Annotated in this window: 20 protein-coding genes and 3 pseudogenes; 6 read left to right on the top strand and 17 right to left on the bottom strand. The window is 69.1% G+C overall.

All coding sequences use genetic code 11. The features are described 5' to 3' along the window. Positions 1–17: 17 nt before the first annotated feature. Positions 18–1,511, bottom strand: a complete 1,494-nt coding sequence (locus ABT294_RS29645) for an alpha/beta fold hydrolase (protein ID WP_350809567.1) — start codon at positions 1,509–1,511, stop codon at positions 18–20. A gap of 643 nt (positions 1,512–2,154) precedes the next feature. After that, positions 2,155–2,982, bottom strand: a complete 828-nt coding sequence (locus tag ABT294_RS29640) for a helix-turn-helix domain-containing protein (protein WP_350809566.1) — start codon at positions 2,980–2,982, stop codon at positions 2,155–2,157. Positions 2,983–3,132: 150 nt separating this feature from the next. Here ABT294_RS29640 and ABT294_RS29635 point away from each other — a divergent pair. After that, positions 3,133–3,627, top strand: a pseudogene (locus tag ABT294_RS29635) (ATP-binding protein); the annotation flags it as partial. Positions 3,628–3,781: 154 nt separating this feature from the next. On the opposite strand, the gene ABT294_RS29630 reads toward ABT294_RS29635, so the two are convergent. The 4 genes and pseudogenes from ABT294_RS29630 to ABT294_RS29615 all read right to left on the bottom strand — a co-directional run. Then, entirely contained in the window at positions 3,782–4,966 is a 1,185-nt protein-coding gene (locus ABT294_RS29630) for an AAA family ATPase (protein ID WP_350809565.1), read from the bottom strand. A gap of 287 nt (positions 4,967–5,253) precedes the next feature. Beyond that, complete coding sequence (locus ABT294_RS29625) at positions 5,254–5,673, bottom strand: helix-turn-helix transcriptional regulator (protein ID WP_350809564.1); 420 nt, start codon at positions 5,671–5,673, stop codon at positions 5,254–5,256. Positions 5,674–5,715: 42 nt separating this feature from the next. Next, on the bottom strand, positions 5,716–6,291 hold the full coding sequence (locus tag ABT294_RS29620; protein ID WP_350809563.1) for a dihydrofolate reductase family protein: 576 nt from the start codon (positions 6,289–6,291) through the stop codon (positions 5,716–5,718). 115 nt (positions 6,292–6,406) lie between these two features. Beyond that, a pseudogene (locus ABT294_RS29615) lies at positions 6,407–6,945 on the bottom strand (transposase); the annotation flags it as partial. Positions 6,946–7,187: 242 nt separating this feature from the next. Here ABT294_RS29615 and ABT294_RS29610 point away from each other — a divergent pair. The 3 genes from ABT294_RS29610 to ABT294_RS29600 all read left to right on the top strand — a co-directional run bounded on the left by ABT294_RS29610 (position 7,188) and on the right by ABT294_RS29600 (position 10,153). Continuing rightward, positions 7,188–7,484: a hypothetical protein gene (locus ABT294_RS29610; protein WP_350809562.1), complete on the top strand. Its 297-nt coding sequence runs from the start codon at positions 7,188–7,190 to the stop codon at positions 7,482–7,484. A gap of 672 nt (positions 7,485–8,156) precedes the next feature. Then, entirely contained in the window at positions 8,157–9,359 is a 1,203-nt protein-coding gene (locus tag ABT294_RS29605) for a DUF6004 family protein (protein ID WP_350809561.1), read from the top strand. A gap of 335 nt (positions 9,360–9,694) precedes the next feature. After that, positions 9,695–10,153 (top strand): MarR family winged helix-turn-helix transcriptional regulator, encoded by a 459-nt coding sequence (locus ABT294_RS29600; protein ID WP_350809560.1) that lies wholly within the window; start codon positions 9,695–9,697, stop codon positions 10,151–10,153. On the opposite strand, the gene ABT294_RS29595 is transcribed toward ABT294_RS29600, so the two are convergent. The 10 genes and pseudogenes from ABT294_RS29595 to ABT294_RS29545 all read right to left on the bottom strand — a co-directional run bounded on the left by ABT294_RS29595 (position 10,134) and on the right by ABT294_RS29545 (position 17,836). Next, the gene (locus ABT294_RS29595; RefSeq protein ID WP_350809559.1) at positions 10,134–11,000 is read right to left on the bottom strand and encodes an alpha/beta fold hydrolase; all 867 of its coding nucleotides are present in this window, start codon (positions 10,998–11,000) and stop codon (positions 10,134–10,136) included. The genes ABT294_RS29600 and ABT294_RS29595 overlap by 20 nt on opposite strands. Then, on the bottom strand, positions 10,997–11,854 hold the full coding sequence (locus tag ABT294_RS29585) for a phosphotriesterase family protein (RefSeq protein ID WP_502912155.1): 858 nt from the start codon (positions 11,852–11,854) through the stop codon (positions 10,997–10,999). The genes ABT294_RS29595 and ABT294_RS29585 overlap by 4 nt, the downstream gene beginning before the upstream one ends. Then, complete coding sequence (locus tag ABT294_RS29580) at positions 11,841–12,656, bottom strand: alpha/beta fold hydrolase (protein WP_350809558.1); 816 nt, start codon at positions 12,654–12,656, stop codon at positions 11,841–11,843. Before ABT294_RS29580 ends, ABT294_RS29585 begins: the two co-directional genes overlap by 14 nt. Positions 12,657–12,720: 64 nt before the next feature. Further along, positions 12,721–13,398: an alpha/beta fold hydrolase gene (locus tag ABT294_RS29575; protein WP_350809557.1), complete on the bottom strand. Its 678-nt coding sequence runs from the start codon at positions 13,396–13,398 to the stop codon at positions 12,721–12,723. A gap of 112 nt (positions 13,399–13,510) precedes the next feature. Then, positions 13,511–15,712 (bottom strand): ATP-binding protein, encoded by a 2,202-nt coding sequence (locus ABT294_RS29570; protein ID WP_350809556.1) that lies wholly within the window; start codon positions 15,710–15,712, stop codon positions 13,511–13,513. Positions 15,713–15,778: 66 nt separating this feature from the next. Then, positions 15,779–16,009: a hypothetical protein gene (locus tag ABT294_RS29565; protein WP_350809555.1), complete on the bottom strand. Its 231-nt coding sequence runs from the start codon at positions 16,007–16,009 to the stop codon at positions 15,779–15,781. Between the two features lie 46 nt (positions 16,010–16,055). Beyond that, positions 16,056–16,343: pseudogene (locus ABT294_RS29560) on the bottom strand (FAD-binding protein); the annotation flags it as partial. Between the two features lie 23 nt (positions 16,344–16,366). Further along, a complete protein-coding gene (locus ABT294_RS29555) occupies positions 16,367–16,672 on the bottom strand; it encodes a DUF4267 domain-containing protein (RefSeq protein WP_350809554.1) in 306 nt (101 codons plus the stop codon). Positions 16,673–16,700: 28 nt separating this feature from the next. Further along, complete coding sequence (locus ABT294_RS29550; protein ID WP_350809553.1) at positions 16,701–17,126, bottom strand: DUF4267 domain-containing protein; 426 nt, start codon at positions 17,124–17,126, stop codon at positions 16,701–16,703. Between the two features lie 68 nt (positions 17,127–17,194). After that, positions 17,195–17,836, bottom strand: coding sequence for a hemerythrin domain-containing protein (locus ABT294_RS29545; protein ID WP_350809552.1), 642 nt, complete (start codon positions 17,834–17,836; stop codon positions 17,195–17,197). A 106-nt stretch (positions 17,837–17,942) separates the two neighbouring features. On the opposite strand from ABT294_RS29545, the gene ABT294_RS29540 reads away from it, so the two are divergent. Together ABT294_RS29540 and ABT294_RS29535 are read left to right on the top strand one after the other, a co-directional pair. Next, positions 17,943–21,212: an ATP-binding protein gene (locus ABT294_RS29540; RefSeq protein WP_350809551.1), complete on the top strand. Its 3,270-nt coding sequence runs from the start codon at positions 17,943–17,945 to the stop codon at positions 21,210–21,212. Between the two features lie 333 nt (positions 21,213–21,545). After that, entirely contained in the window at positions 21,546–21,767 is a 222-nt protein-coding gene (locus ABT294_RS29535; protein ID WP_350809550.1) for a hypothetical protein, read from the top strand. A gap of 89 nt (positions 21,768–21,856) precedes the next feature. Here ABT294_RS29535 and ABT294_RS29530 read toward each other — a convergent pair whose 3' ends face one another. Then, positions 21,857–22,303 carry a hypothetical protein gene (locus tag ABT294_RS29530; RefSeq protein WP_350809549.1) on the bottom strand — a complete coding sequence of 149 codons (447 nt, stop codon included), beginning with the start codon at positions 22,301–22,303 and terminating at the stop codon, positions 21,857–21,859. Positions 22,304–22,529 lie beyond the last annotated feature (226 nt).

The raw sequence follows: 22,529 nt of genomic DNA, 5'->3' as shown, positions 1-22,529 counted from the left end.
GTCTGCCGCTGTTCTCCCTAACCCTGGGGCTCTTCAGCCGGGCAGCGGGCACCCCGTGCGGGGACGGTCAGCGAGATCAGGTAGCTGTCCATGGCGGCCGTGGTGCACTGAGTCATGCCGTAGATGCCGTGGCCCCAGCCCTCGTACGTGAGCAGTGTGGCCTTGGAACCGAGCTGGCGGGCCACGTTGGCCGACCACTCGTACGGCGTGTCGGGGTCGTGCTTGGAGGTGCCCACCAGCAGCGGAGCTCTGCCCGTGTACCGCAACCGGTGCTGCGGGTTGTTGACCGGGTGGCCCTGGCAGATCGGCATGTCGCCCATCGGCATAGGGTTGTACCGCATGTCCGGGGCTACCGCGTTGGAGCTGCGCATCACGTCGGCGTACTCGTTGTAGTTCCGGAGCGACAGGTTGAAGTCCTCGCAGAGGATCGCGGTGGGGAGTTCGGCGGAGTCACCGTTCACGGGCCCGTTGCCGGGAGGGCCCGGCATGTCATCCGGCACCGGCCCGCCGTCCAGAGCGAGGAGCACCTTGGCCTCCTGCCGCCAGACGGGCGCCTCATTGAGCACCACGCCCAACCAGAGGAGGTTGTGGGCGCTCACCGGGCGGTCGGTGGAGCCCGGCCAGTACAGCTCGCCGCGGTCCGCCTTCTTGAGCAGCCCCTTCCACAGCGCCCGGACGTCGCGCCCGTGCAGGACGCAGTCGGTGTCCCGGTCGCACCAGGCGACGAACTCATCGAAGCTGTCCTGGACGGTGGCCGCCTCAGTCACCTGGAACGCCTTGACGTTCAGGCTGTGGTCCATGTTGCTGTCCAGCACCATGGCCCGGACCCGGTTCGGGAAGAGCTCGGCGTACATCTGCTGGGCGAGCGTGCCGTAGGAGACGCCGTACGAGGTCAGCTTCTCCTCGCCGAGCGCGGCGCGAATGGCGTCCATGTCACGCGCCACGTTGGCCGAGTCGATGTGGTCGTACAGGGGGCCGGTGAGCTTGCGGCAGTCCGCGTACAGCTTCTTGTCGAAGTCGACCCACTTGTCGTAGTCGGCCTGGCTGGTCATGACCGGGTACGGCATCTTGTTGTACACCGAAGCCGAGCAGGTCACCGAGCCACTGCGGGCGACGCCCCGGGGGTCGTAGCTGACGATGTCGAACCGCCGCTGGACGTCCTCACTGAAGCCGGAGGGGCGAAGGATGTCGTTCACGCCGGAGTTGCCGGGTCCGCCCGGGTTGGTCAGCAGGGATCCGATCCGCGCGGAGGGGTCGGCGGCCTTGCGCCGGGCGAGGGTCAGGGCGACGGTGGGTCCGTTCGGCTTGGACCAGTCGATCGGTACGGCCAGCTTGCCGCACTCGACGGTCGGCTCCTCCTCGCATGGCCCCCAGGTGATGCCGCGCTTGCCGACGGCATCCGTGACGTCCTCTCCAGATACCGTCGCGTTGCCCGCCCCGGCCATAGGAGCGGTTAACAGCGTCGCCATCGCCACGAGGGCGGCGGTGAGCAGGGAAGTTCTTCTTGGCACATTGCTCCCATCGTTGATCGGCTGGCCTGGCTGCTCACACGGCACACGACCGGTCCTGACCTTGCTGCACTGACCGGCCGCGCGGGGACGGCATCAGAGCCCCGTCGAAGGGCCGTCGATCCTCCTAGAACCGAGGAGCACCGTCCTACGCCTCAACGGCCCATGGCCGGGCCGTTGACGCGCGCCTCACCTTGATCATGATCCCGAATCTAACAGGGTGGCGGCTCCGCCGTGGACACCACGCCGAATAAGCCAGATAAGGGATCAAATAACCTCAGGCTGCGACTATCCGGGACATCAACCCGCCAACCGAACAAGGAACGAAGCGCTCCGGCTTCATTGGAGGCTCTGGTGTGCCCCGAGTTCGATGCCCTGCCGTGGTCGCGCCCGAAGCCGTCCCACGGCGTCGCGAGCGCGCTGGCTTGGCGCGAGAGAACCCAGGGTGGGGCCATCGACGGGTGCACGGAGAGTTGGTGCGGCTGGGCTTTCACGTCAGCGCGGCGACGGAACGGCGCACTCTGAGGTTCACGCCGTTTCGGGAGCGATCAACGAGTACCGCCGAGTCGCCTGGCTCGACTGGTGAAACCCCGCGTACGCAAGTTCTGACGCCCTACAGGTTGGGGCCGATGAGTGCGACGCGTGATCACGACTGGTCGATGAGTGTGCCCAGCAGCGCCAGTGCTTCGGCGGAACGAGATCCCGGCGTGGCAGGTTGTGCGATCAGCCGTTGGCCGGGGCTGCTGACGATCGGGAAGATCTCGGTTCTCAGCTGCAATTCACCGATGTCGGGCTGGAAGAAATGGCTACCGTACGGAATCGCCCCGCGTGGTTCGGGTCCAGCCCAGAGCCTACGGAAATCCGGGCTTGCGATCGACAGCTCGCCGACCAGTTCTCGCACGGTGCGGTCGTCTGGCGCCTGATCCGCTACTCGGCGTAGCTCCTGCACGGTGGCACGCGCGGTGATGGACCAGTCGCGGAAGAACTCGCCGCCCACCGGATCCAGGAAGACCATGCGCAGCAGATTGTCGCCGAAGACGAAGCGGCTATGGAGAGCGGTAGCCAGCGGATTACGGACGAGAACGTCCAGAGACCGGCCCAGAACATAGGCGGGAGCAACAGTCCAGTCGTTCAGCAGGGCGAGCACGTCCTCGCTCACTCGTTCAACGCGGATCGGGCGCCGCCGCTGTGAAGTAGGACGTGCGAGGCGGTACAACGTGACCACGGCATCGCCGCTCAGCCGTAGCGCGCGGGTCAGGCTCTCCAGCGTCTGAAGTGTTGGGCGAAGCTCGCGTCCCTGCTCCAGACGGACGTAGTAGCCGGGACTCAGACCAGCCAGACGGGCGACCTCGTCGCGACGCAAACCCGGGACGCGGCGACGGCCCGCCGCAGCCAACCCGACCTGCTCGGGCTGTAGCTGCGCGCGGCGGACGCGCAGAAACTCCCCGAGCCGGCTGTTCCGCTCACTGTCCATGGCTCCGAGATTAGGGGCGAAACCGCACTCGGATCGCGGTGGAGAGGGGGTGGGTTATACCTAGGCTGGCTCGGCGACCTCTCCTTGACGTGGGTACTCGATCGCCAGGACTCTGGCATGCAGGTCGGTGCTAGCTAGGATTGCTGTTCGATGAATCAGTCCAGGCTCGACCCGTTTGTGCCGGTCCTGTACGGGCGGCAGCGTGAGAGCCGATTGTTCGCCCGGTTCCTTGGACGTGCCCGCCGGGGCCACGGGAATGCGCTGATCCTGCATGGCGCCCCTGGGATCGGCAAGACAGCCTTGCTGGGCCATCTCCGGGCGCAGGCGACGGAGTTCCGCATCATGCAGACGGCGGGTGCAGAGTTCGAGATGGGTTTGGCGTTCGCGGCGGCCCACCAGCTATTCGTCCCGCTGTTGGACAAGCTCGATCGGATCCTGTCGCAGCCGCGAGAGGCCGTGGAAAGGGCTTTCGCCTTGCGGGACGGCGAAGCAGAGGCTTCGGTGGTGGCGCACGGCCTTTCGGCATTGGCGTCTCAGGTTGCCGGTGAGCGACCGCTCCTGTGCGTCATCGATGACGCGCAATGGCTGGATCCGGCTTCTGGTCGTGCGCTGAGCATCATGGCCAGGAACCTGACAGCAGAGCGCATACTCATGGTGTTCGCCGTGCGGGAGCTGGTGGAGAGGCCTGAACTGGAAGATCTGCCTGCGCAGCGCATCGGCGGGTTGGCCCGTGCAGCGGCCGTCGAGCTCCTGGGCTCCCCGTGGCAGGTGCGGCTCGACCCGCGCGTACGCGACCGCATCATCGCCGAGGCCGATGGCAATCCTCGTGCGTGGCCAGCTCGCTGGCGCAGTCCGGGTCGGTGTCGGCGAGCGATTCCGCGGCCACGAGCAGGGTCATGCCGCTGCTCGCATCCCCCGGCTCGGCGGCGGCCCGCGCATGGGCCACCGCCTGCGCCGGCCGTACGGAATCAGTGAGGTAGTACTCGGCGAGCCGCCGATGCAGCCTTCTTACGTGCGACGCACGTGTGCAATCGCGTACGGCCTGGCTTACCAGCTCGTGGCGGCAGGACAGTCCCTCGCGGACCGCCGTGGTCAACCCGGAATCCAGGACCTCGGACACCACGTCGTCCTCGCGATGGGCGGCGGTGTCCGGCAGCAGCGCGTCGATCTCGCCGATCGTCAAGGGCCTGCCGGCCACGGCCAGCAGGCGCACCACGCTCTGGGCAGCCTCGCCGAGCCGGGCAAGGCGGCCGCTGACCATGGCGTGGAACTCGGCCGCCACCGAATCGGCCGCACCCCGCGCGACGCTGTCGATGATCCGCACAGCGAACCGAGGATTGCCACCCGTGGCGTCGAGGTATCGCGAGGTGCGCTCGTCAGGCCCGTGCCCCAGCCGGTCAGTGGCCATGGTGACCAGATCGACGGTGGCCAGCGGCTGCAGCCGTATCTGCTCGACCCGGAGATCGTCCGCTCCGGCCAGCTCACCGACGAAAAGATCGTCACACCCGGCCAGCACCCAGACGATGGGCAGCCCGGCCAGCCGCGCAATCACGGTGCGCAACAGGAATCGGCTGGTCGGGTCGGCTCGATGCAGATCGTCCAGCGCGATCAGCAGCGGCCCGCTACCCGCGGCACCGGCCAGATGATCCCCGATCCGATCGGCGACGGGCAGCGGTTCCGCTGCCATGCGCACGAGATCCGCATAAGCATCGCTGTCGAGCAACGGTTCGCGCCCTGCCCGCAGCAGCGCGATCACGGCGGCTCCGGGTGCCGACTGCTGCGCGGGATCGCACTGCCCGGCGGCGACCCTGAGCCCCATCCGGGCCGCCTGCCGCCGTACCTCCCAGGTCAGCGCCGTCTTACCGACCCCGGCGGGCCCGCCGATCACCAGGATCCCGCCGAGCCCGTGCCGCTGCGCTCCGCGCACTACCGCCAACGCCCGCGCCATAGGCTCGGTCCGTCCCCACAACGATCCCGACTGCATGGTTCACCCTCCGGGTCCGGCACGCGCACGGCTTCTTGGTGAGTAGGTTCCGCGGGAGTTTCGAGCCGCTCGCTCTCATCCTGCGTCAGATGCGGGCCCTCCGCTGCCCGTCGTGCCCCTCACCTGTTCGTGCGATGCCCCAGCACCTCCGCTTTCCCGGATTCTCGGTGAGGAACGACCATTCGAGCGACCGGAGAAAAGATCGATGACCGCAACCGACTACGGGGCCGCGCCGAACTCCTGCCGCTGCTCGCCGGCGGGTACTGCTACCTCAAGCTGTCGGGCCCCTACCGGTTGAAGACGGACGTGGCGCCGCCGGCCGAGCGGTCGGTGGCGCCGAGTTTGGCGTAGATCCTGCGGATATGAGTGTTGACGGTGTTCAGTGAGACCGACAGTTCGCCGGCGATCTCGGGCCTGGTCAGATGCGTCGGAAGGTAGCGGAAGACGCGAAGCTCCCCGGAGCTGAGCTCCTCCGCGGTCGGCGGAGCGGCGGGGTTGCCGTGTTCGACGGCATCGAGGATGTCGTTGATCAGCGCGCCGTGCGAGGTCCGGGCCGCCGGCATGGTCTCGAGGAGCCATGCGCCATCGCGAAGGGAAACGATCAGCCGCTCGGGTTCGGCCAGATCCGGTGCCCGCGTCAAGGCCGCGCACGCGGCGCGCTGGTCGCCGAGATCCCTGGTCAACGTGTGGACGTCAGGAGCACCCACGCACGCGGCGAGGATGACGATCCCGGCACGGCTCGTCGCCGATCAACTGTGTCGGGTCGGCCGGTAGGTCAGCACCTGGGTGTGGCCGTCGAAGGTCCGGGCCTCGAGCAGCTCGAGGTCGAAGTCGTCCGCACCGTCGAAGATCCGGTCCACGCCGGTCGTCCCGGAGATGACTGGGAAGACCGTCACCTCGATGGCGTCGATCAGGCCGGCGTTCAGCAGCGTCCGGTTGAGCGTCAGGCTGCCGTGGGAGCGCAGCGGCACATCGGATTCGGCCTTGAGGCGCTTGACGACCTCGACAGGATCGCCGGACTCGATGGTCGTGTCCGGCCACTCCAGCGGCTCGGTCAGCCGGCTGGAGAGCACCGTGACCGGGGAGTCGAACATGCGCGTGATCCACCCGTCGAACAGGCTGCGGTCGAAGCCTGCGTCAAGGAACGGCGCGTTCGAGGAGTAGGTCGTGGCCCCGAGCACCATGCGCAGCGGGTCGCGGTAGGCAGCGGCGCGATAGGCGAGGAGTTCGGGGCCCTGCTTGCCCCAGTAGCCGCCCCAGTCGCCGTCGTGGTTGGCAAAGCCGTCGAGCGTGGAGAAGATGTCGAAGGTGTAGGTGGCAGGCATGGTGTCTCCTTGCGGGAAGTCGGTCGCGCGCGCCTTGTGGCGGCCTCACCCCTGCTACGAACACCACCGCCCCGATCCGACACACCTCCCGGATTTCTTTCACAACTTTCCGGGCTCATCCCATCTGAGGGTGGAGTTGTGGCCTGAACCCGCCAGCCCCGAGTAGTGATCGTGCGATGTAGTTGGCGAGGGTGCGGAAGCCCAGCGCGGTGCCGCGTAGGTGTTCGAGGCGGCCGTTGATCGCTTCAGCCGGTCCGTTGCGGGCGCCGACCCGGTCGAAGTAGGCCGACACATGTCGGCCCGGCGTTTGAGCGTTCGCCCGAGTGTGATCAGCTCGGTCAGTGCCGCGGGCGCCGTCGCGCTGATGACGGTGATGGTCTTGGCCAGGTTGGTCTTCGCGGAGGCTCGATTCGGGTCGCGGTAGGCGGCGACGATGCGTCGCCGACATCGGTCGAGGGCGTCGCCGGCCAGCGCTACGACGTGGAAGGGATCCATGACCGCGACCGCGTCGGGGACGGCCTCAGCGGCGGCGGTCTCGAAGCCGGTGAACCCGTCCATCGCCACGACCTCGAACCCATTGCGGAAGGCGCTGCTTTGGGCGTCGAGCCAGGTCTTGAGCACTGCTTTGGAGCGGCCTTCGACCATGTCCACCAGGGCTCGGTCCCGGGGCGTCGGACCCTGCGCCACCGTGTCGCCGGAGCCAGTCCGGCGCGCGACAGGTCATCTCGGCCTTGCGGAGGCGCCTGCAAGCTGACTCAGGAAGCGCGCCGGACCGCAGGCGCGGGGGCGATCTTTGTGGGGCACGCTTGCGCGAGCCCGACCGTCGGCGTGCTCGCCTTGGTCGGACGCCGGAGACGAGTGCCTGCAGACTCTCGGCGGACGGCATCGGATAGGGGATGCGCGCATCCTTGATCTTGGCCTTCGCGCGGGTGATGCGCTGCTCCATGGTGGTCCCCTGCACCAGGAAGGCACAGACGATCTCGGGCATGGTCAGGCCGGCGACCATGCGCAGCTTCAGCGCCACGCGCTTCCACCGCCAGCGGCGGGTGACAGCAGATGAAGATCAGCCGGAGCCGGTCGTCGTCGATGACGCCAAGCGGCTCGGGCGGGTAGTCGTAGGACATCTGAGCCTCCTTGTGCTTGTCGTCGCGTTTGTTTCTCGCCGGCTACGCCGCAGCCTCGTCCTTGGGTAGGCCTACGCCTTGTAGTCGAGTTCGGCACTCTCAGCAGCTATGTCCTTGCCAACGAGGCTGAGGACGTGGGCGTAAGTCAACTGGCCGAGGCGAGCGTCGCTCTGGTGCCTCGCGCGGTCGCCGTTGGAGCGTCCCACATTGGCGGTCTCCCTTCGGTCTCCCAAGAGGAGGCCGAGCAACCCACGGATTCAGGTGAGCCGATGAAGTCCCAAGCTAGAAGGATTTCGTCGAGTAGGGCGGGTGGGACTTGAACCCACGACCCACGGATTATGAGTCGGTTCTATTGGTGCCGCTGAGTGCCGCGGGGTGACGTTTCCTATCGCTCTGTCCACGATCATCCCCATCATCGTGCTGGGAAGTAGCGGTTGATGTCGCGCTGTATCGCGTACGCGCGAGCAGCCACCGAGCAACCACGCGTTCTTGACCATCGGCAATATGCGTTATTTGTCCACTTCTTTGTAGGCTGCGCAGGGCCAGAACTCCGTGATGAGGCTTGAGCTTCACGGCAGATCGAACGCGCAGGAGCAACCATAGAGCAGCCATCGGCCAGCGTGGTGTCCACGGGCCAGGTAAACCGGTCCGGGATTCTTGGAGGCCTCCAATAAACTCGGCGTGGTTCCCCTCGCGGCCTGCCGTAGATCTTCACGCACAACTCGGCGATACCGTGACGATATGACTACTTTTCGAGAGACTTATGAGTCTCTCAACCTCGAGCCCAAACCGATCCGGGCCCACCTCCTCGCCTGCGCCACCGTCGTGTTCGGCGACGACTACTACGCGGGCCGCCGCGAGACGATCAACCTCTCCGGGTTAGTTCAGATCAACACGTGGCCGATGCCCGGCTTCGAGACCCGCGTGGACGACAGTGGCCGCGCCGAGCTCGAGCAGGAGCTGGGCAGCGCTCCCGAGGCCGGCATCAAGGGCTTCAGCTACGAACTCGACGACCGTATCCAGCTGCTGTCCAACCCGTTCCTGCCCAGCACCGGGCACGTGCGGCAGATCGCGCCGGGCAAGAACTTCCCTGCGCAGATGCACATCCGCCGCTTCGGCATCCTGGAGACCAGCACCCTGCGATTGGTGCACCGCAACGCCATCGACACCTACGCCGTCATCGACAACGTCCCCCCACACACGAAGCCGCTCACCAGGCCCTACCACGGCATCCCACGCGGCGACGGCCCGTTCGACATCGCCCACGCGCCGAACGTGCTGCGCGGCACCACCCTGCCCGAGGCGTGGTACCCGGCCGACGACGACAACGAGCCGACCGGCATCACGCCCACACTGTTCTTCGCTCCGAGCGCGGCCCCGTTCATGTCGATGCTCGTCGACCCCTCGATGATCATGCAGGTGTCGATGGAAGGCAGCATCGACGTCGAGATCAACGGCAAGACCGAGCGCATCGACGTGGCTGGCGACTACCTCAAGGCGGCGGGCGCCGAGATCTTGCTGTTCGGGCCCGACAAGCACGATGACGGGGCCGGCGTGCTGGCCCAGATGTCGCGCCTGGCCATGGTCGGTCACAGCGACGCCCTCGGCGGCCGCGTGATGTTGCGCGCCAGCTGGCCGCGGCCGTCCGGTGGCACCCTCGGCGAGGGGAACGAGGACAGCCTGAGCCGGGTGCGGTTCGCCAGCGAACTGCACCTCGACGCCGAGTTCGACATCGTCACCCCGGCCGGCACCCTGTATGCGGCCAACCCGGTACGCCTCGGCGGCAAGCTCAAGGACCTTGAGCCTGCCGGCAGCGAACTGGCCTTGACCGGCGTGGACACGCCGATCATGGCCGCCAACGGGACCGCCAAGGCGCGTCTGACCGGCGCGCGGTTCACCATGCGGGACGCGTCCGTCGGCGAGTACGCATACGTCAACGGCTGATATCCCGCCGAGGAGGGAAAGCAATCCGGGCGGGCCGTACCGATGACGGCTGTCGGCGTCAGGCACGCTCAGGCACCGAACGAAGATCGCCTGTCTAGCGCCAATTCCCGCACGCATCCTCCTCGAAGACCTACCTTCGCGCGTGTGCACGAAGCACGCGCGCGAAGTAATCGCTTATGGCTGCCCGGTTCAGCACCGTGCCCTTACATATCTGACAAGATCACATCGTTCTGACCTGCGAGAAGGGGCCAAGAACCCAAGATGGCCATCGAAGACCTGCGGCTACGGCCTGCGCCCGACCGCTGGGTGCGGACGCGCACGCACCAGACTGGCGCGTGAAGGGGGAAGTCCCCGATCCCAGCGGCGCCTCCTACAGCCACGAGGAGGCGGCCTCGGGTGCCGGGGCAAAGACGGCTGCACCAAGACGGCCGACTGGGCAGCCCGGCCGTTCGGATCCGCGGGCGTCGCTGCGACACGACCCCAGCCCGACGATCGCACGCCACCTGGCCGATCAGATGCGCCACTCCCGTGCGGCGATCAGCAAGACGCTGACCCGGCTGGCGAGCCGCGGCTTGGTCGTGAGAGAACCCAACCCGACCGACCGGCGAGCGGCCCTGGTACTGCTGACGCCCGCCGGTGAAGCGGCCGTCGATGCCGTTTTCCCCCTGCAGTTGGCCAGGGAGGCCGAGTTGCTGGAGGGGTTGGGCGCGGACCCGCGCGCGCGTGATCGAGGCGCTCAACCTACTGGCCGACGTCCTGAGCAGGCGCAGGTAGCTACGCCGTCGCTCGGGTGAATCCCGTGATCGCGGAGGTGAAGGCGTCGGGTTCTTCGAGGTGTCCCAGATGGCCGCTCTTGTCCAGGAGGACGAATTGGGAACGGAGGATGCCTTCGTGCAGTTGCCGTCCCCAGAGCGGGCCGCAGATGAAGTCGTGGGCTCCGCTGATGATCAGGGTGGGCATGGTGATCTCGCCGAGCCGGTCGCGATGGTCGAAGGGAGATTCGTTCGCGCGCATCGGGTCGACCCACGCGCGCAGGCGCGCCCGGAGCGGAGCCAGTTCGGCCTCATGCGCCCAGTAGTCGGCGAAGTAGGCGGGCAGGATGGCGTGCAGGCCCTGGGTGCAGGATTCGTTGTCGGTGGCGGCCAAGGTCTGGCGGAAGGCTTGCGGAATCGTGGCGGCCTCGGGCTGGCCGGGGTGTCGCTCCGGCAGGCGGTCGAGGTTGCTGAGCGCCTGGTTCCAGAACCGCTCCCCGGTCTGGGGCGACGTGTCGTACAGGATCAGGCCCGCTAGGGCGGCGGGGTGGTCGAGTGCGTAGCGTTGCGCGACGAAGCCACCGTGGGAGTGGCCGAGCAGGAACGGCTTCTGCACGTTCAGGTGTTCGATGAGGCTGTGCAGGAACTGGGCGTAGGTGTCGATGCGGTAGTCCTGCGGGCGGGACAGGTGTCCGGATCCGCCGGTTCCGATCGGTTCGAGATAGACCAGCGTCAGGTGCTGTTCCAGGTCCGGCATCCGCAGGTACTCCCAGCCGAGCCCGGGCCCGCCGGGGTGGACGAGGCACAGCGGGCCGGAGCCCGCGACGTGGTAGCGGTGTAGGACACCGTGAAGGCTCACGGTGTGGGTGCCGGGACGCGGCAAGCTCATAGGGACTCCTGAAAGGCGGCATTCAGGTGAAGTAGCGGCGAGGGTTGTCGATCAGCATGGTGTCGAGCTGGTCGTCGGTGACCCCGGCCTGGCGTAGTGCCGGGAGGACCGCGTCGTGGATGTGGGTGTAGTGCCAGTTCGGCAGGATGTCCAGACCGAACCTGTCCATTCCCCGCGTAGGAGCCGTTGTCGATCAGCTCCTGCACGTAGTCCAGGTCGGCGGTGTCGCCACTGTGTCCGATCACCACCGCGCCGAGGTCGACGCCCTCCTCCTTCAGGATGCGCTGCGCCACCAGCCCGGTTCGTCTGACCGGATTGGTGTGTACGGTGATCGGTGCGCCGGTGCGCTTGTGCGTCTCGGCCACCGCCCTCAGGACCCGTTCGACGCCGGGAGTCAGCTCGCCTTCCAGCGCGCACTTGAGGAAAGCGGCCTTGATTCCCGTTCCCGCGATGCCCTCGGTCAGGTCCTGGACGAACATCGACACCATCTGGTCGTCACCGCCGAGCAGCGTCCCTGGGCCGTGGTACTGGAAGAAGTGCGGGACGTCGCTGTAGGTGTAGATGCCGGTCGCCACGATGATGTTGATGTCGACCAGGGCGTTGACCTTCGCGATGCGGGCGATGTCGCGGCCGAGCCCGATCACCGTCGGGTCGGCGATGGTGTCCACGCCGGCCTGTTTCAGCGCGGTGAGCTTGCGCACTGCGTCGGCGACGCGCTCGTCCTCGTCCCACAGGTGCGGGTAGTTGAGCTGGATCTCCGGAGTGGTCACGAACACGTGCTCGTGCATCAGGACCGTCTTCAGCTCATCCGCCCGCACCCGGCCGCGGACGGTCTCCACATCAGTCAACGGCACGGGCCGCGTCCTTGATGACGCTCGTCACGAGGCCAGGCTGGCTGATCACCGGTACGTGGGAGGCGCCCTTCGCCTCGTAGACGTGGGACTTGGCGCGCTTGTAGAAGAAGCGCTCCAGGGCGGGCGGGATGGCCTTGTCCTGGGTGGCCACCAGCGCCCAGGACGGGATGGTGTGCCAGGCCGCTCCCGTGGTCGTGTCGGTGTAGGAGGAGGCGGCGAACGGACGCTGGGTGGCCTGCATGAGGCGCGTGGTGGACTCGGGCAGGTCGGCGGCGAAAGCGCCCCGGAACGTATCCGGCTTGAGGTAAAGGTCGACGCCGCCCGGATAGGGCACCTCCTGGACGGAGTCCGGGATCTGGCTGCCGGGGAACTTCCCGAACAGGTCGACGAGCTTCTCACCCTCGTCGGGCACCATGGCGGCGATGTAGACGAGCGCCTTGACGTTGTCGACACCGACGGCGGCGTTGGTGATCACCGCTCCGCCGTACGAGTGGGCGACGAGCACGATCGGCCCGTCGATCGACTTCAGGACGCTCTTGATGTACGGCGCGTCGGTCGGCAGCCCGCGCAGCGGGTTGGCGGGCGCGATCGTCTTGTATCCGTCACGCTGGAGCCGCTGGATCACCGCGTTCCAGCCGGAGGCGTCGGCGAAACCGCCGTGCACCAGCACGATCGTCGGCTTGGCCGTATCGGACGCGACGGTGGAAGCGGACGCGGACGGTACGGCCAGCAGCGCGGCGGCCAGGCCACCGACAGCGACGGAGAGCATCAGACGGCGCGACAAGGCGACAGGACGGTTCATGGCCTTCTCCAAGAAAGAGAGGTGGCGCCGGCCCCCGCAGGTCGAGGGCCGGGCTGAGAAAGGGTTAGCCGGCGGCCTGGCGGATGAGGTCGGCGACGGCGGCGGGCTGGGAGACGTACACGGAGTGGCTGCCGACGACCTCGACGACGGTCGCCCCTGCGCGCTCGGCCATGGCCCGCTGGGCCGGCGGCGGGATCATCCGGTCCTCGGTGGCCACCAGGTACCAGGCCGACTTGTGCCGCCAGGCGGGCTCGGTGACCGTACCGCCGAGCGCGTCGACGCCCCAAGGGACCTGGGAGTCGGCCATGAACGCGGCCACCTGGTCGGGCAGGTCGGCGGCGAAGGAGCCGTGGAACTTGTCGCGGTCGAGGAACAGGAACCCCTCCACCGGCGGCAGGATCGGCGGCACCGGCGCGCCGGGCGGCGGGTCGGCGATGAGGGCGTTGACCGACTCGCCCTTGTCGGCGGCGAACGCCGCGATGTAGGCGAGGGAGGCGACGTTGGGGTGGGTGCCCGCCTCGGTGATGACGACGCCGCCGTAGGAGTGGCCGACCAGCACGGCCGGGCCGTCGAGCGAGTCCAGAACGCGGCGGGTCACCGCGACGTCGCCCTCCAGCGACAGCGTCGGATTCTGCACCACGTGGACGCGGAACCCGTGCCTGGTGAGCTCGTCGTAGACGCCCTGCCAGCCGGATCCGTCCACGAAGCCACCGTGCACCAGCACGATGTTCTTGATGGTCATGGTCGCTCCTGACCTGGATGGACAGGCCGGACGCCTGTCCCAGTGCGCTCAATCCAAGCCGCGCGGAAGATCACGGACCACGCAGAACAGCACGCAGAAGTAGGGCTGCGCGTCAGGATGCGGCGGTCGCCAGGTCACGGCAGCGGCTGCTCGACTCGCGGTCTGCGATGGCCTCGTACACCTCGGCCGCCCGCGCGTAGGCGTCGCGGCTCTCGTCGGTCCTGCCCGCGCCGGCCAGCAGGGCGGCCAGCGTCTCCAGGGCGCGGGCCTGCGGAGCGGGCAGCTGCGCCTGCTCCATGAGGCTGATCGCCTCGGTGAGTTTGATGATCGCCTCGGCTCGCCGGCCGAGCAGTCCCAGACATTCGCCGACGCGGGCGAGGGCGATCGGGCGGGTGAACGCCGCGATGCCCGGCGTCATCCCGGACTGCTCGTCGTTCACCAGGGCCCACAGGTCGAGGTACTGCTCCAGCGCCTCGGCGTAGTGTCCGGCGTCGCGCAGGCAGGAGCCGAGGGCGCCGAGACACTGGGCGTAGGAGTCGATGTCGCCGTCGGCCTTGAACATCTGCGCGGCCCGGGTTTCCGCCGCGGTGGCCTCATCGAGCCGTCCGAGCTTTCGAAGCGCGCCTCCCGCGGTGTGGCGCGCCGAGGCGATCTGCGCGGTGGCGCCGCTGTGGGTGGCCAGATCCAGGGCCTGGTTTGCGTATCGCAGTGCGGTTTCCGGGTCGTCTCGGGGTATCAGGTGAACCCAGGCCAGCAAGTTCAGCTGCCTGGCCTGCCGTACCGGATCATCCAGCGCGGCGGCGGCCTCGGCACCGAGAGTGAAGACCTCCTGCCAGTGCGGCGCGTGCATCCACCGGTCGGAGAACCAGTCCATGGACTCGGCGCAGTCGAGGACGGCGGCGTGCCGGTCGGCAATCGCCGCCGTCCGTAACGCACCCAGCCAGTTGTCCACGTTCACACGCAGCCAGTGGTCGGCCTCTTCCGCGGAGGAGAGACCAGACTCGGGACGGCCGTAGGCAGGCTCGAACCACCGCCCCGCGGCGGTGGCCATCCGCAGCAGCCAGGACGTCACCGTCTCGGTGACCGCGTGACGCTCGGCCTCGCCGTCCTCCTTGTCCAGTCTGTCCCGAGCGAACAGGCGGACCAGGTCGTGGAAGCGGTAGCGGCCGGACGGGGCGTCCTGCAGCAGGCCGAGGTCGACGAGCTCGTCGAGAGCGTCCCAGGCCTCCCCGATCGAGACCCCGGCAGCGATGGCGGCGAGGGTGGCGTCGAAATCCCGGCCGGGCACCAGCGCGAGCCGCCGGAAGACCCGCCTGGTCGAGGTCGCCAGCTGCTCGTACGACATCCCGAAAGCGGTGGCGATCTCCAGGTCACCCGCTTTGAGCTGGCCCAGGCGCCGTTCCTCGTCCGTCATCCTGGCCACCAGCTCGGCCGGATCCCATTCGGGCCTGCTGAGCAGCCGGTTCCCGATGATCCGCAACGCCAGCGGCAGCCCGCCGCACAGGCGGGCGAGCTCGGTGAGGACGCTCTCCTGGCGTTCGCCGACGATCCCGGTCAGCAGCTCGGCGGCCTCCGGCAGGGGCAGCGGTCCCAGAGTCAGCCTGCGCACGCCTTCCAGCCCGGCCAGCAGCCGTCGGCTGGTCACGAGCGCCCTGCTCGCACCGTCAGCCGGCAGCAACGGGCGGACCTGCTCCTCCGAGGCGGCGTTGTCGAGCACGGCCAGGACGCGCCGGTCTCGCAGCAGCGAACGGTACAACGAAGCACGGCCGGGGATATCAGGGGGCAGCTGCTGATCCGCGACACCGAGCGCCCGAAGCAGCAACGTCAGCGCCTCGTCAACAGCGAGCGGCTCCGGGGACATGCCGAACAGATCGAGGAAGAAGACCCCGTCAGGAAAGCTCGACCGCAGCGTGTGGGCGGCGCGAACGGCGAACGTGGTCTTACCCAGACCGGCGGGGCCGGTGATGAGCCCCACCCCGGCGACCCTCGTGGACATGTCGGCATGCACGAGATCGTCCGTCCAGGCAAGCTCGGCATCCCGGCCGGTGAAATCGTCCACGGTTCTGGGGAGCTCGCACAGACCCGCCGGGCGCGTCCAGCGATCCTTCAGGCGGCCGTCTCGCGCCAGCTCGATGAGCTGCTCGCGGTCGTCCTCGGCCAAGGAGAGCGCGTCCGCGAGGGCGGTGACGGTCCGCTGCTGAGGGCCCTTGCTGCGGCCGCGCTCCATGTCCGACAGCGTCCTTGCGCTGACCCCGGAGGCCTCGGCGAGCTGCTCCAGGGTCAGGCGTGCCGCGTGCCGGTGGCGACGCAGCACCTCCGCGAAGCTGGCGATGGCTACTCCTTCTGCGCGAGGGGAACGGGCGTCATCGTAACTCGGTGATCATGCCGGTCCCACGGTCAGGCGGCGGACCGCCTCCACGACGGTGGCCCGCTGGGCGGCGGCGTCCGCGAACGAGGGGCGGCCCAGCGCGCCGTACCTGCTCGGCCAGGCCTGCACGAGCGCCATGATGAACACCAGCAGTGCCACCGGATCGATCGTCTCGTCCTCGCCGCGCGCGGCCGCCAGGGCCGCCAGCTTCTCGGCGGTGGAGCGCTCCTCCGCCTCGGTCACCGGCCGCCGCCAGCACCTGCCCCCACTTCACGCCCGCGCCCACCCGGACCACGCGCTCCTCCGCGCGTACCTCCACCTCGTTCAGCAGGCCGGTACGCAACAGGATCAGGCCTTCCACATCACCCGAGGCGCCATGCCCGCTCGGCTGCGCGGCCACCGTCATACCCGCCCGCCGCGCGTAACGCACGAGCGCCGTCACGTCATCGGCATCCGCGGCCTCCGCCACCGGCTGCCTTACGGTCAGATTCCACGCGGTGGCCGCCTGTTCAAAGCCGTCGTCATCGGCCAGGAGCACGCACCCCTTGAGGACTCCGCGCAAATCGTTGATCGTCATCGTCGTCTCCCTCTTTCGAGTTCTCACAAATGCGGGGAACACCGTGCTGCGCCCTGACCGCGCTGCTGGATGGCGGGACGCTTCAAAGAGCTCCTGCCGCCGGACCGCGTGGTTGACGCGATCAGCAGGAGCGCGCTGATCGCCAGCATCACCGCAGCGGTGGCGCCGTGGATGCCGTAGGCGACCGCCTTGGGGCCGTTGCTGCGCAGCACGATCACCGCGTCGCCGACGGGTATGGCGCTGGCAGCCAGCGTGAACCAGCCCAGCAGGTGGGTCGTCCCGCCAGCCAGCACGATGACGATGAACAGCCTTGAGGCGATGTCGCGCACGCGAACGCCGACACGCGCCAAGGTGGCGTCAGGCGGGCTGCGGGGCGGGCATCGCCGGAGCGGCCGCGACCTTGCGGGTCTCGCGCATCATCAGCAGGCCGTTGACCACCATCAGCGTCGCGGTCAGGCCGTGGACGCCGAGCGCGGTGGCCACGGAGCCGTGGTGGGCCAGCACGGTGGTCATGTCGCCGTACGCGGCGAGGGCCTCCACCAGCAGCACCCAGCCCAGCGCCCGGCGGTGGCCCGTCACCAGCAGGATGCCCAGGACCAGGGCCAAGACGACGTCGCGGATTCCCTTGATGATCAGGAAGCCGTCGCCGTCGCCAGACGGCCAGCTCGGCAGGCCGAAGCCCGGCGCCGTCGTCTCCGGGCTCAGGATGAACTCCATCCCGAACCAGAGGATGAAGAGGATGAAGGCGGCGGCCAGGACGGTGTTGACCTTCTTCAGCGACATTGTTCTTCTCCTTGCGAGTCTTTGTGAGCTTCGTGGAGCTTGGTGGGCTTGGGAGTCTGTGGGTCTGGTCAGGCGGCGCGGACGCGGCTGATGTGGCGGGCGTAGCGGGGGCGGCCGATGATGTGCCAGATGCCGCGTACCGGAGCGGGAAGGGCGGACAGGAGCGTGGCGCGCTCGGCCGGGTTCGCATCCTCCAGGACGAGGCCGAAGAGGGTGAGCAGGGTGAACTTGGGCGTGTTGGCCACCAGGTGGTCGCCCAAGGAGGCCCATTCCTTTTCGGTGATGTGCTCGGCCGCGAGCGGAAGGAGAGTGGCCTCCTCGTCGTCGAGGTGCTCGAGAAGCACGGCCCGGTGGTCGGCCAGGGCGGCCACGAGCGTGTCGCGCTCGTCCGCCCCGGCGGCGGCCTCCCACGCCGGGACCGCCGCGTCCAGCCTGGTCAGCGTGGCCGCGACGCGCTCGTGCTGGGCCTCCATGCGCAGCACGATGTCGGCCTCCAGATCGACCCGGGACAGCAGCGGTGGCCACAGCAGCTCGTCCTCGCCCTCGTGGTGGTTCTTCAGTCCCAGCCGGTAGTCGCGGAAGTGGTCGGCGATCACCTTGGCGCGAGCGGTGTCACCCGGGGCGACCCCCGCGACGAGCTCCATCAGCAGCCGCGACTCGCGACGGAAGGCGCGGTGGACGATCTCCATGTCCTGGGTGTTGACGCTCATTTCGTTCCTGCCCTTCATCGGTTCGACGTGTTAAGGCTGCTCCCGGGCGTTTGGAAGGCACTTGGAACCGATTTGGAGCACCCGCGCGCGTACGATGTTCCACGTCATGGTCTTGATCCGGGTTTTGGGCTCTTTCGGCGCCGAGGTCAACGGCGAGTCCGTCCCCCTGGGCGGGCCGCGGCAGCGCGGCGTCCTGGCCCTCCTGGTCGCGGCGCGCGGACAGGTCGTGTCGGTCGACCGGATGATCGAGGACCTCTGGCGCGGCGAGCCGCCATCCCGTGCGCTGGCCTCCCTGCAGGCGTACGTCTCCAACCTGCGCCGGCTGCTGGAGCCCGGCCGCCCGCCCCGAACCCCGGCCCGCCTCCTGGTGAGCGCCTCCCCCGGCTACGCGCTGCGGCTGCCGCCGAAGTCGGTGGACGCGTGGCGTTTCGAGGACCTGCTCGACGAGGCCCGCACGCTCACCGAGCCTCAGGCCGCCCGCGCCCGGCTGGCCGAGGCACTAGGCCTATGGCAGGGACCCGCGTTCGCCGAGGTCGACGACGAGCCGTGGGCCGCCGCCGAGACCGCCCGCCTGAACGAGCTGCGCCTGCTCGCCCGCGAGCTCGACGTCGCGGCGGGCCTGCGGACGGGCGACCCCGCCTCGGTGGTCCCCGAGGCCGAGCGCCTCACCCGCGACGAACCCCTGCGCGAAGAGGGCTGGCGCCTGCACGCCCTTGCGCTGTGGAGCAGCGCCCGCCAGGCCGACGCCCTGGCGACGCTCCGCCGCGCCCGCGCCACCTTCGCCGACGAACTCGGTCTCGACCCCGGCCCCGACCTCGTCGCCCTGGAAGAGGCGATCCTCGCCCAGCGCATCGACATCCTCCGCACGGCCGTCCCCCCACCCCCGGCCACCACACCCCCACACGCCACGCCCCCGCACGATGCACGCCTGCACGACGCGTCCCCGCACCGCGCGGCCTCGCACGACGCGACCCTGCATCGCGCTGCCTCGTTCGTGGGGCGGAAGGGCGAGCTTGCCGCGCTGGTTTCGGCCGCCGGGGAGGCTGCCGCCGATGGGGCGCGCGTCGCTCTTGTCACTGGGGAAGCGGGGCTGGGCAAGTCGACGCTCTTGGAGCACCTCGGCGCGCAGTTGGAGCGCGACGGCTGGCTCGTCGCCGCCGGACGTTGTCCGGAGGTCGACGGCGCGCCGCCCGCGTGGGCGTGGGTCGAGGCGCTGCGGGTCGTCGCCGCGGCCGTTCCTCCGGGGGAGTTCGCGGAAGACCTGGCGCCGCTGCTCTCCGACTCCATGCCGGTGGACAGCGACGCCGCCGCCGGGCGGTTCCGGCTGCGCCGGGCCGTGTGGGGCTGGCTCGCGGCGGCCGCCACGGAACGGCCGGTCGCCGTCGTGCTGGACGACCTGCACTGGGCGGACACGACCACGCTGGGGCTGCTCGGCGGCGGCGTCGGCGTGCGGGCCCCGATCCTGGTCGTCGCGGCGTACCGCTCGGACGAGAGCGAGCACCTCACCGAGACGCTGGGTGCGCTCGCTCGCACCGCGCCGCTCCGGATCGCGCTGCCCGGGCTCGACGGCGCGGCGGTGGCCGAGCTCGTACGGGCCGAAAGCGAGGCCGACGACGCGACGGTGGCGGGGATCGCCGAGCGCACCGGCGGCAACCCGTTCTACGTGCGGGAGAGCGCGCGGCTGCTGAACGGCGAGGGTGCGCTGGTCGCGCTCTCCGAGGTCCCTGAGGGCGTACGGGACGTGCTGCGGCGCCGGCTGGCAAGGCTCCCCGAGAGCGGCGTGTCCGTCCTGCGGCTGGCGGCGGTGGCCGGTAGGGAAAGCTCGGTGGACGTGCTCGTGCAGGCCGCCGACTCCGACGGGGATGGCGTGCTGGACGCGCTGGATGCGGGCGTCATCGCGGGGTTGCTCGACGAGCCCGGGCCCGGGCGCGTCCGATTCGTTCACGCGCTGGTCAGGGACACGCTGGTCGCCGACGTCAGCCGGTTGCGGGCCGCAAGGATGCACGCCCGGATCGCCGCCGCCCTGGAGGGCACTGGCGACGTCGCGGCGCTCGCCCATCACTATGCGCGAGCGGGCTCGCCGAAGGCCGTCGGCTATTGCGTGCGGGCCGCCGAGCTGGCCGAGGCGCGCTACGCCCACGACGTGGCGGCTGCCCTCCTCACCGACGCGGTCGCCAACTCCAGCGAACCGGACGAGCGCGTCGGCCTGCTCGGCAGGCTGCTCCGGGCGCAGATCAGGGCCGGGGCCGTCGCTGCGGCCAGGGACACGCGCGAGCAGGCCGTGGAGTACGCCGAGTCGATCGGCCGCGACGACCTGATGATCGCCGCGTTCACCGCCTGGACCGAGCCCACCCCCTGGCAGGCCCGCACGTACGGCACGGTCGACCGTCCCATCGTCGGCCGCCTCAGCCGCCTGCTCAAGCGGACCGGTCTCGCCCCCGACGTGCGGTCCCGCCTTCTCATCGCGTACGCCAACGAGCTGGTGGGCGAGGACGATCCGACGGTCATGGCGGCGGCGCGGGAAGCCCTCGACCTCGCCACCGATCCCCGCCTCCGGGCCGCGGCGCTCCTGGTCCTCGCCGGCGACCCCGGGGGGGAGGAGTACTCCCGCGAGCTGGTGGAGATCGGCGTCGAGCACGACCTGCCCGTCTACCGCGTGACCGGGCTGATCAACCAGGCCGCGAACGCCGCTGCGGCCAACGACCCGGCGACGATGCGCCGCGTGACTGGGGAGGCGCTTGACCTCGCCCGCGCCTACCGGATGCCGGAGGCGATCGGCGCCGCCGAGATCGCGCTGGCGACCCTGGTGCTCATCGAGGGCCGGTTCGCCGACGCCGAGCGCCTCTACGTCGAGGCCACCGAACACATGGAACGCGCCGGATCGGTGCACGCCGGCTTCGTCCGCCTCGCGCTGGCGGCGATCTGGCTGAACGACGGCACGCTCGGCGACCACCTGGACGACGTGCGCGCTCTCCACGAGGCGCTCGGCCCGATGGTCGCCGACCTGCTCGCACTCGCCCTCCACGCCGCCGGCCGCAGCGACGAGGCACGCCGGGCCCGCACGTCACCGAGCCCGATCCGGCCCGATTTCTTCTTCACCTTCCTGACCACCCTGCGCGCCATGGCCGTCATCGCGCTGAACGACACCGGCGCCGCTGAGGAGTGCTACGCGGCCCTGCTCCCTCATCGCGACGGTCCTCCGGCCGGCGCCACCAGCCTGTCGCTGGCCGTGCGCCCGGCCGCCCACACACTCGGCGAGCTGGCGCTGCTGCTCGGCCGCGATGACGAGGCCGCCGCCCACTTCGCCCGGGCCGCCGCCATCGCCGACCGCTGGAACGCTCCCCACTGGTCCGCCCCAGCCCGCGCACACCTCTGACCAGCCCCAGCCCGGACGGAAGATTCGCAAACCTTTGCGCTGCCCTCGGGGCCCGGCGCTCCATCCGCCGCCGCTACGCCGAGGGCGAGGTGTCTCTGGCCGACCTGGCCACCGAGCACAGCGTCGGACGTTCCGCATCATCCACGGACCAGAGGTCTCGAGGTAGGACCCCCAAGCGATCGCATACCGAGACCGGACGTCACACTTCGCACAAGATCATTCTCGGCGCCAACGGCTGTTCCTGGGCTCATCAACCCCGTACTTCGCAAAGAAGGGCGCTCAGGCCCACGCATTCCGTAAATGATCTTGCCCAGCAAGCCTGACCAGCCAGTCATGCCCGCCATCAGCCTCGACACCACCGACGCCATCGAACTCGCCGAGCTCCTGCGGTTCATCGCCAGCTGGCTCGCCGCAGACCCTGCCAGGCTGTCGCCATCGCTCCTGGCCTATGTCGGCCACCCCGCCTACGGCCTGGACGCCCTCCGCGACGACCTGGAACGCTTCACCTTCCTCCTCGGAGGCAGCGACGGAGAGGACCTCTTCGGCGAGCGCTGACACCTGCCGCCGGCGCCGCGGCCCGGCGCACCGGTGTGTCCTTCGCCGTTGAAGTTGGCCCAGTGTCATCGATTCCGGCCCGGTCGGGCTCAGGACGAGTAGCTGATCTCGAAACCCCAGGTGGGCGCACCCGAACCAGCATCGTCACGGGGACCATTCACCAGCACATCGACCTCGCCATGCGCGAACTTCTTGGTAGCGAGCACCTGAATGTCGGACGGATCGAGTTCCTCGAAGGGGCTGGTGAAATGCCAGCGCTCTCGGTGAAATGCAGCCAGCGCTTTTCGCACGTTATCGGCACCTGACACTGTCACGACCACCAGGCCGTCGCTGTCCGGGTCGGCCTTACAGTCATCCTCGAGGTCGACCGTCTTGACCGAGCCTGCGGGAAGCAGCCGGATCACTTCCCTTTCAAGTTGGGGCGCCTGCTGCGCCACCCGCTCCTTGCACTCCGCCACGTGGATGCCGCACGACGGGATGGGAGACAACAGCACGGTGACTGTTAAGGCTGAGACCAGCACCTTGATCAGACTCATGGTCATAAGCCTGACATGGCCCTTGGCACCGCGACCGGCCTTCAGATCTCATCGTCCCCAGAAGCGTTGTCAGCCAACCTCACCCACGCCGAAGAAGCCTCATCCCGGACGTCCCCGAGTTCGCATCCGATGCGAACGTCAGCAGCGGCCGCCCCCGCCGACCACCTCGGCAACACGCGAAGCCGCGCAGGTCGGAGACTCTTCACCTCGCAAGATCCATCTCACC

This window comes from Nonomuraea sp. NPDC000554 (genome assembly GCF_040300065.1).
GTDB lineage: Bacteria > Actinomycetota > Actinomycetes > Streptosporangiales > Streptosporangiaceae > Nonomuraea.
Note: the sequence above shows the minus strand (reverse complement) of the source record. Positions and strands in the feature narration are given on the sequence as shown.

Excerpts from the sequence above, each read along its gene's own strand:
- ABT294_RS29630 (WP_350809565.1), bottom strand. The coding sequence starts at position 4,966 with ATGCAGTCGGGATCGTTGTGGGGACGGACCGAGCCTATGGCGCGGGCG.
- ABT294_RS29545 (WP_350809552.1), bottom strand. The coding sequence starts at position 17,836 with ATGAGCGTCAACACCCAGGACATGGAGATCGTCCACCGCGCCTTCCGT.
- ABT294_RS29605 (WP_350809561.1), top strand. The coding sequence starts at position 8,157 with ATGACTACTTTTCGAGAGACTTATGAGTCTCTCAACCTCGAGCCCAAA.
- ABT294_RS29540 (WP_350809551.1), top strand. The coding sequence starts at position 17,943 with ATGGTCTTGATCCGGGTTTTGGGCTCTTTCGGCGCCGAGGTCAACGGC.
- ABT294_RS29580 (WP_350809558.1), bottom strand. The coding sequence starts at position 12,656 with ATGAACCGTCCTGTCGCCTTGTCGCGCCGTCTGATGCTCTCCGTCGCT.
- ABT294_RS29535 (WP_350809550.1), top strand. The coding sequence starts at position 21,546 with ATGCCCGCCATCAGCCTCGACACCACCGACGCCATCGAACTCGCCGAG.
- ABT294_RS29550 (WP_350809553.1), bottom strand. The coding sequence starts at position 17,126 with ATGTCGCTGAAGAAGGTCAACACCGTCCTGGCCGCCGCCTTCATCCTC.
- ABT294_RS29595 (WP_350809559.1), bottom strand. The coding sequence starts at position 11,000 with ATGAGCTTGCCGCGTCCCGGCACCCACACCGTGAGCCTTCACGGTGTC.
- ABT294_RS29620 (WP_350809563.1), bottom strand. The coding sequence starts at position 6,291 with ATGCCTGCCACCTACACCTTCGACATCTTCTCCACGCTCGACGGCTTT.
- ABT294_RS29640 (WP_350809566.1), bottom strand. The coding sequence starts at position 2,982 with ATGGACAGTGAGCGGAACAGCCGGCTCGGGGAGTTTCTGCGCGTCCGC.
- ABT294_RS29575 (WP_350809557.1), bottom strand. The coding sequence starts at position 13,398 with ATGACCATCAAGAACATCGTGCTGGTGCACGGTGGCTTCGTGGACGGA.
- ABT294_RS29530 (WP_350809549.1), bottom strand. The coding sequence starts at position 22,303 with ATGAGTCTGATCAAGGTGCTGGTCTCAGCCTTAACAGTCACCGTGCTG.
- ABT294_RS29610 (WP_350809562.1), top strand. The coding sequence starts at position 7,188 with ATGCGCGCATCCTTGATCTTGGCCTTCGCGCGGGTGATGCGCTGCTCC.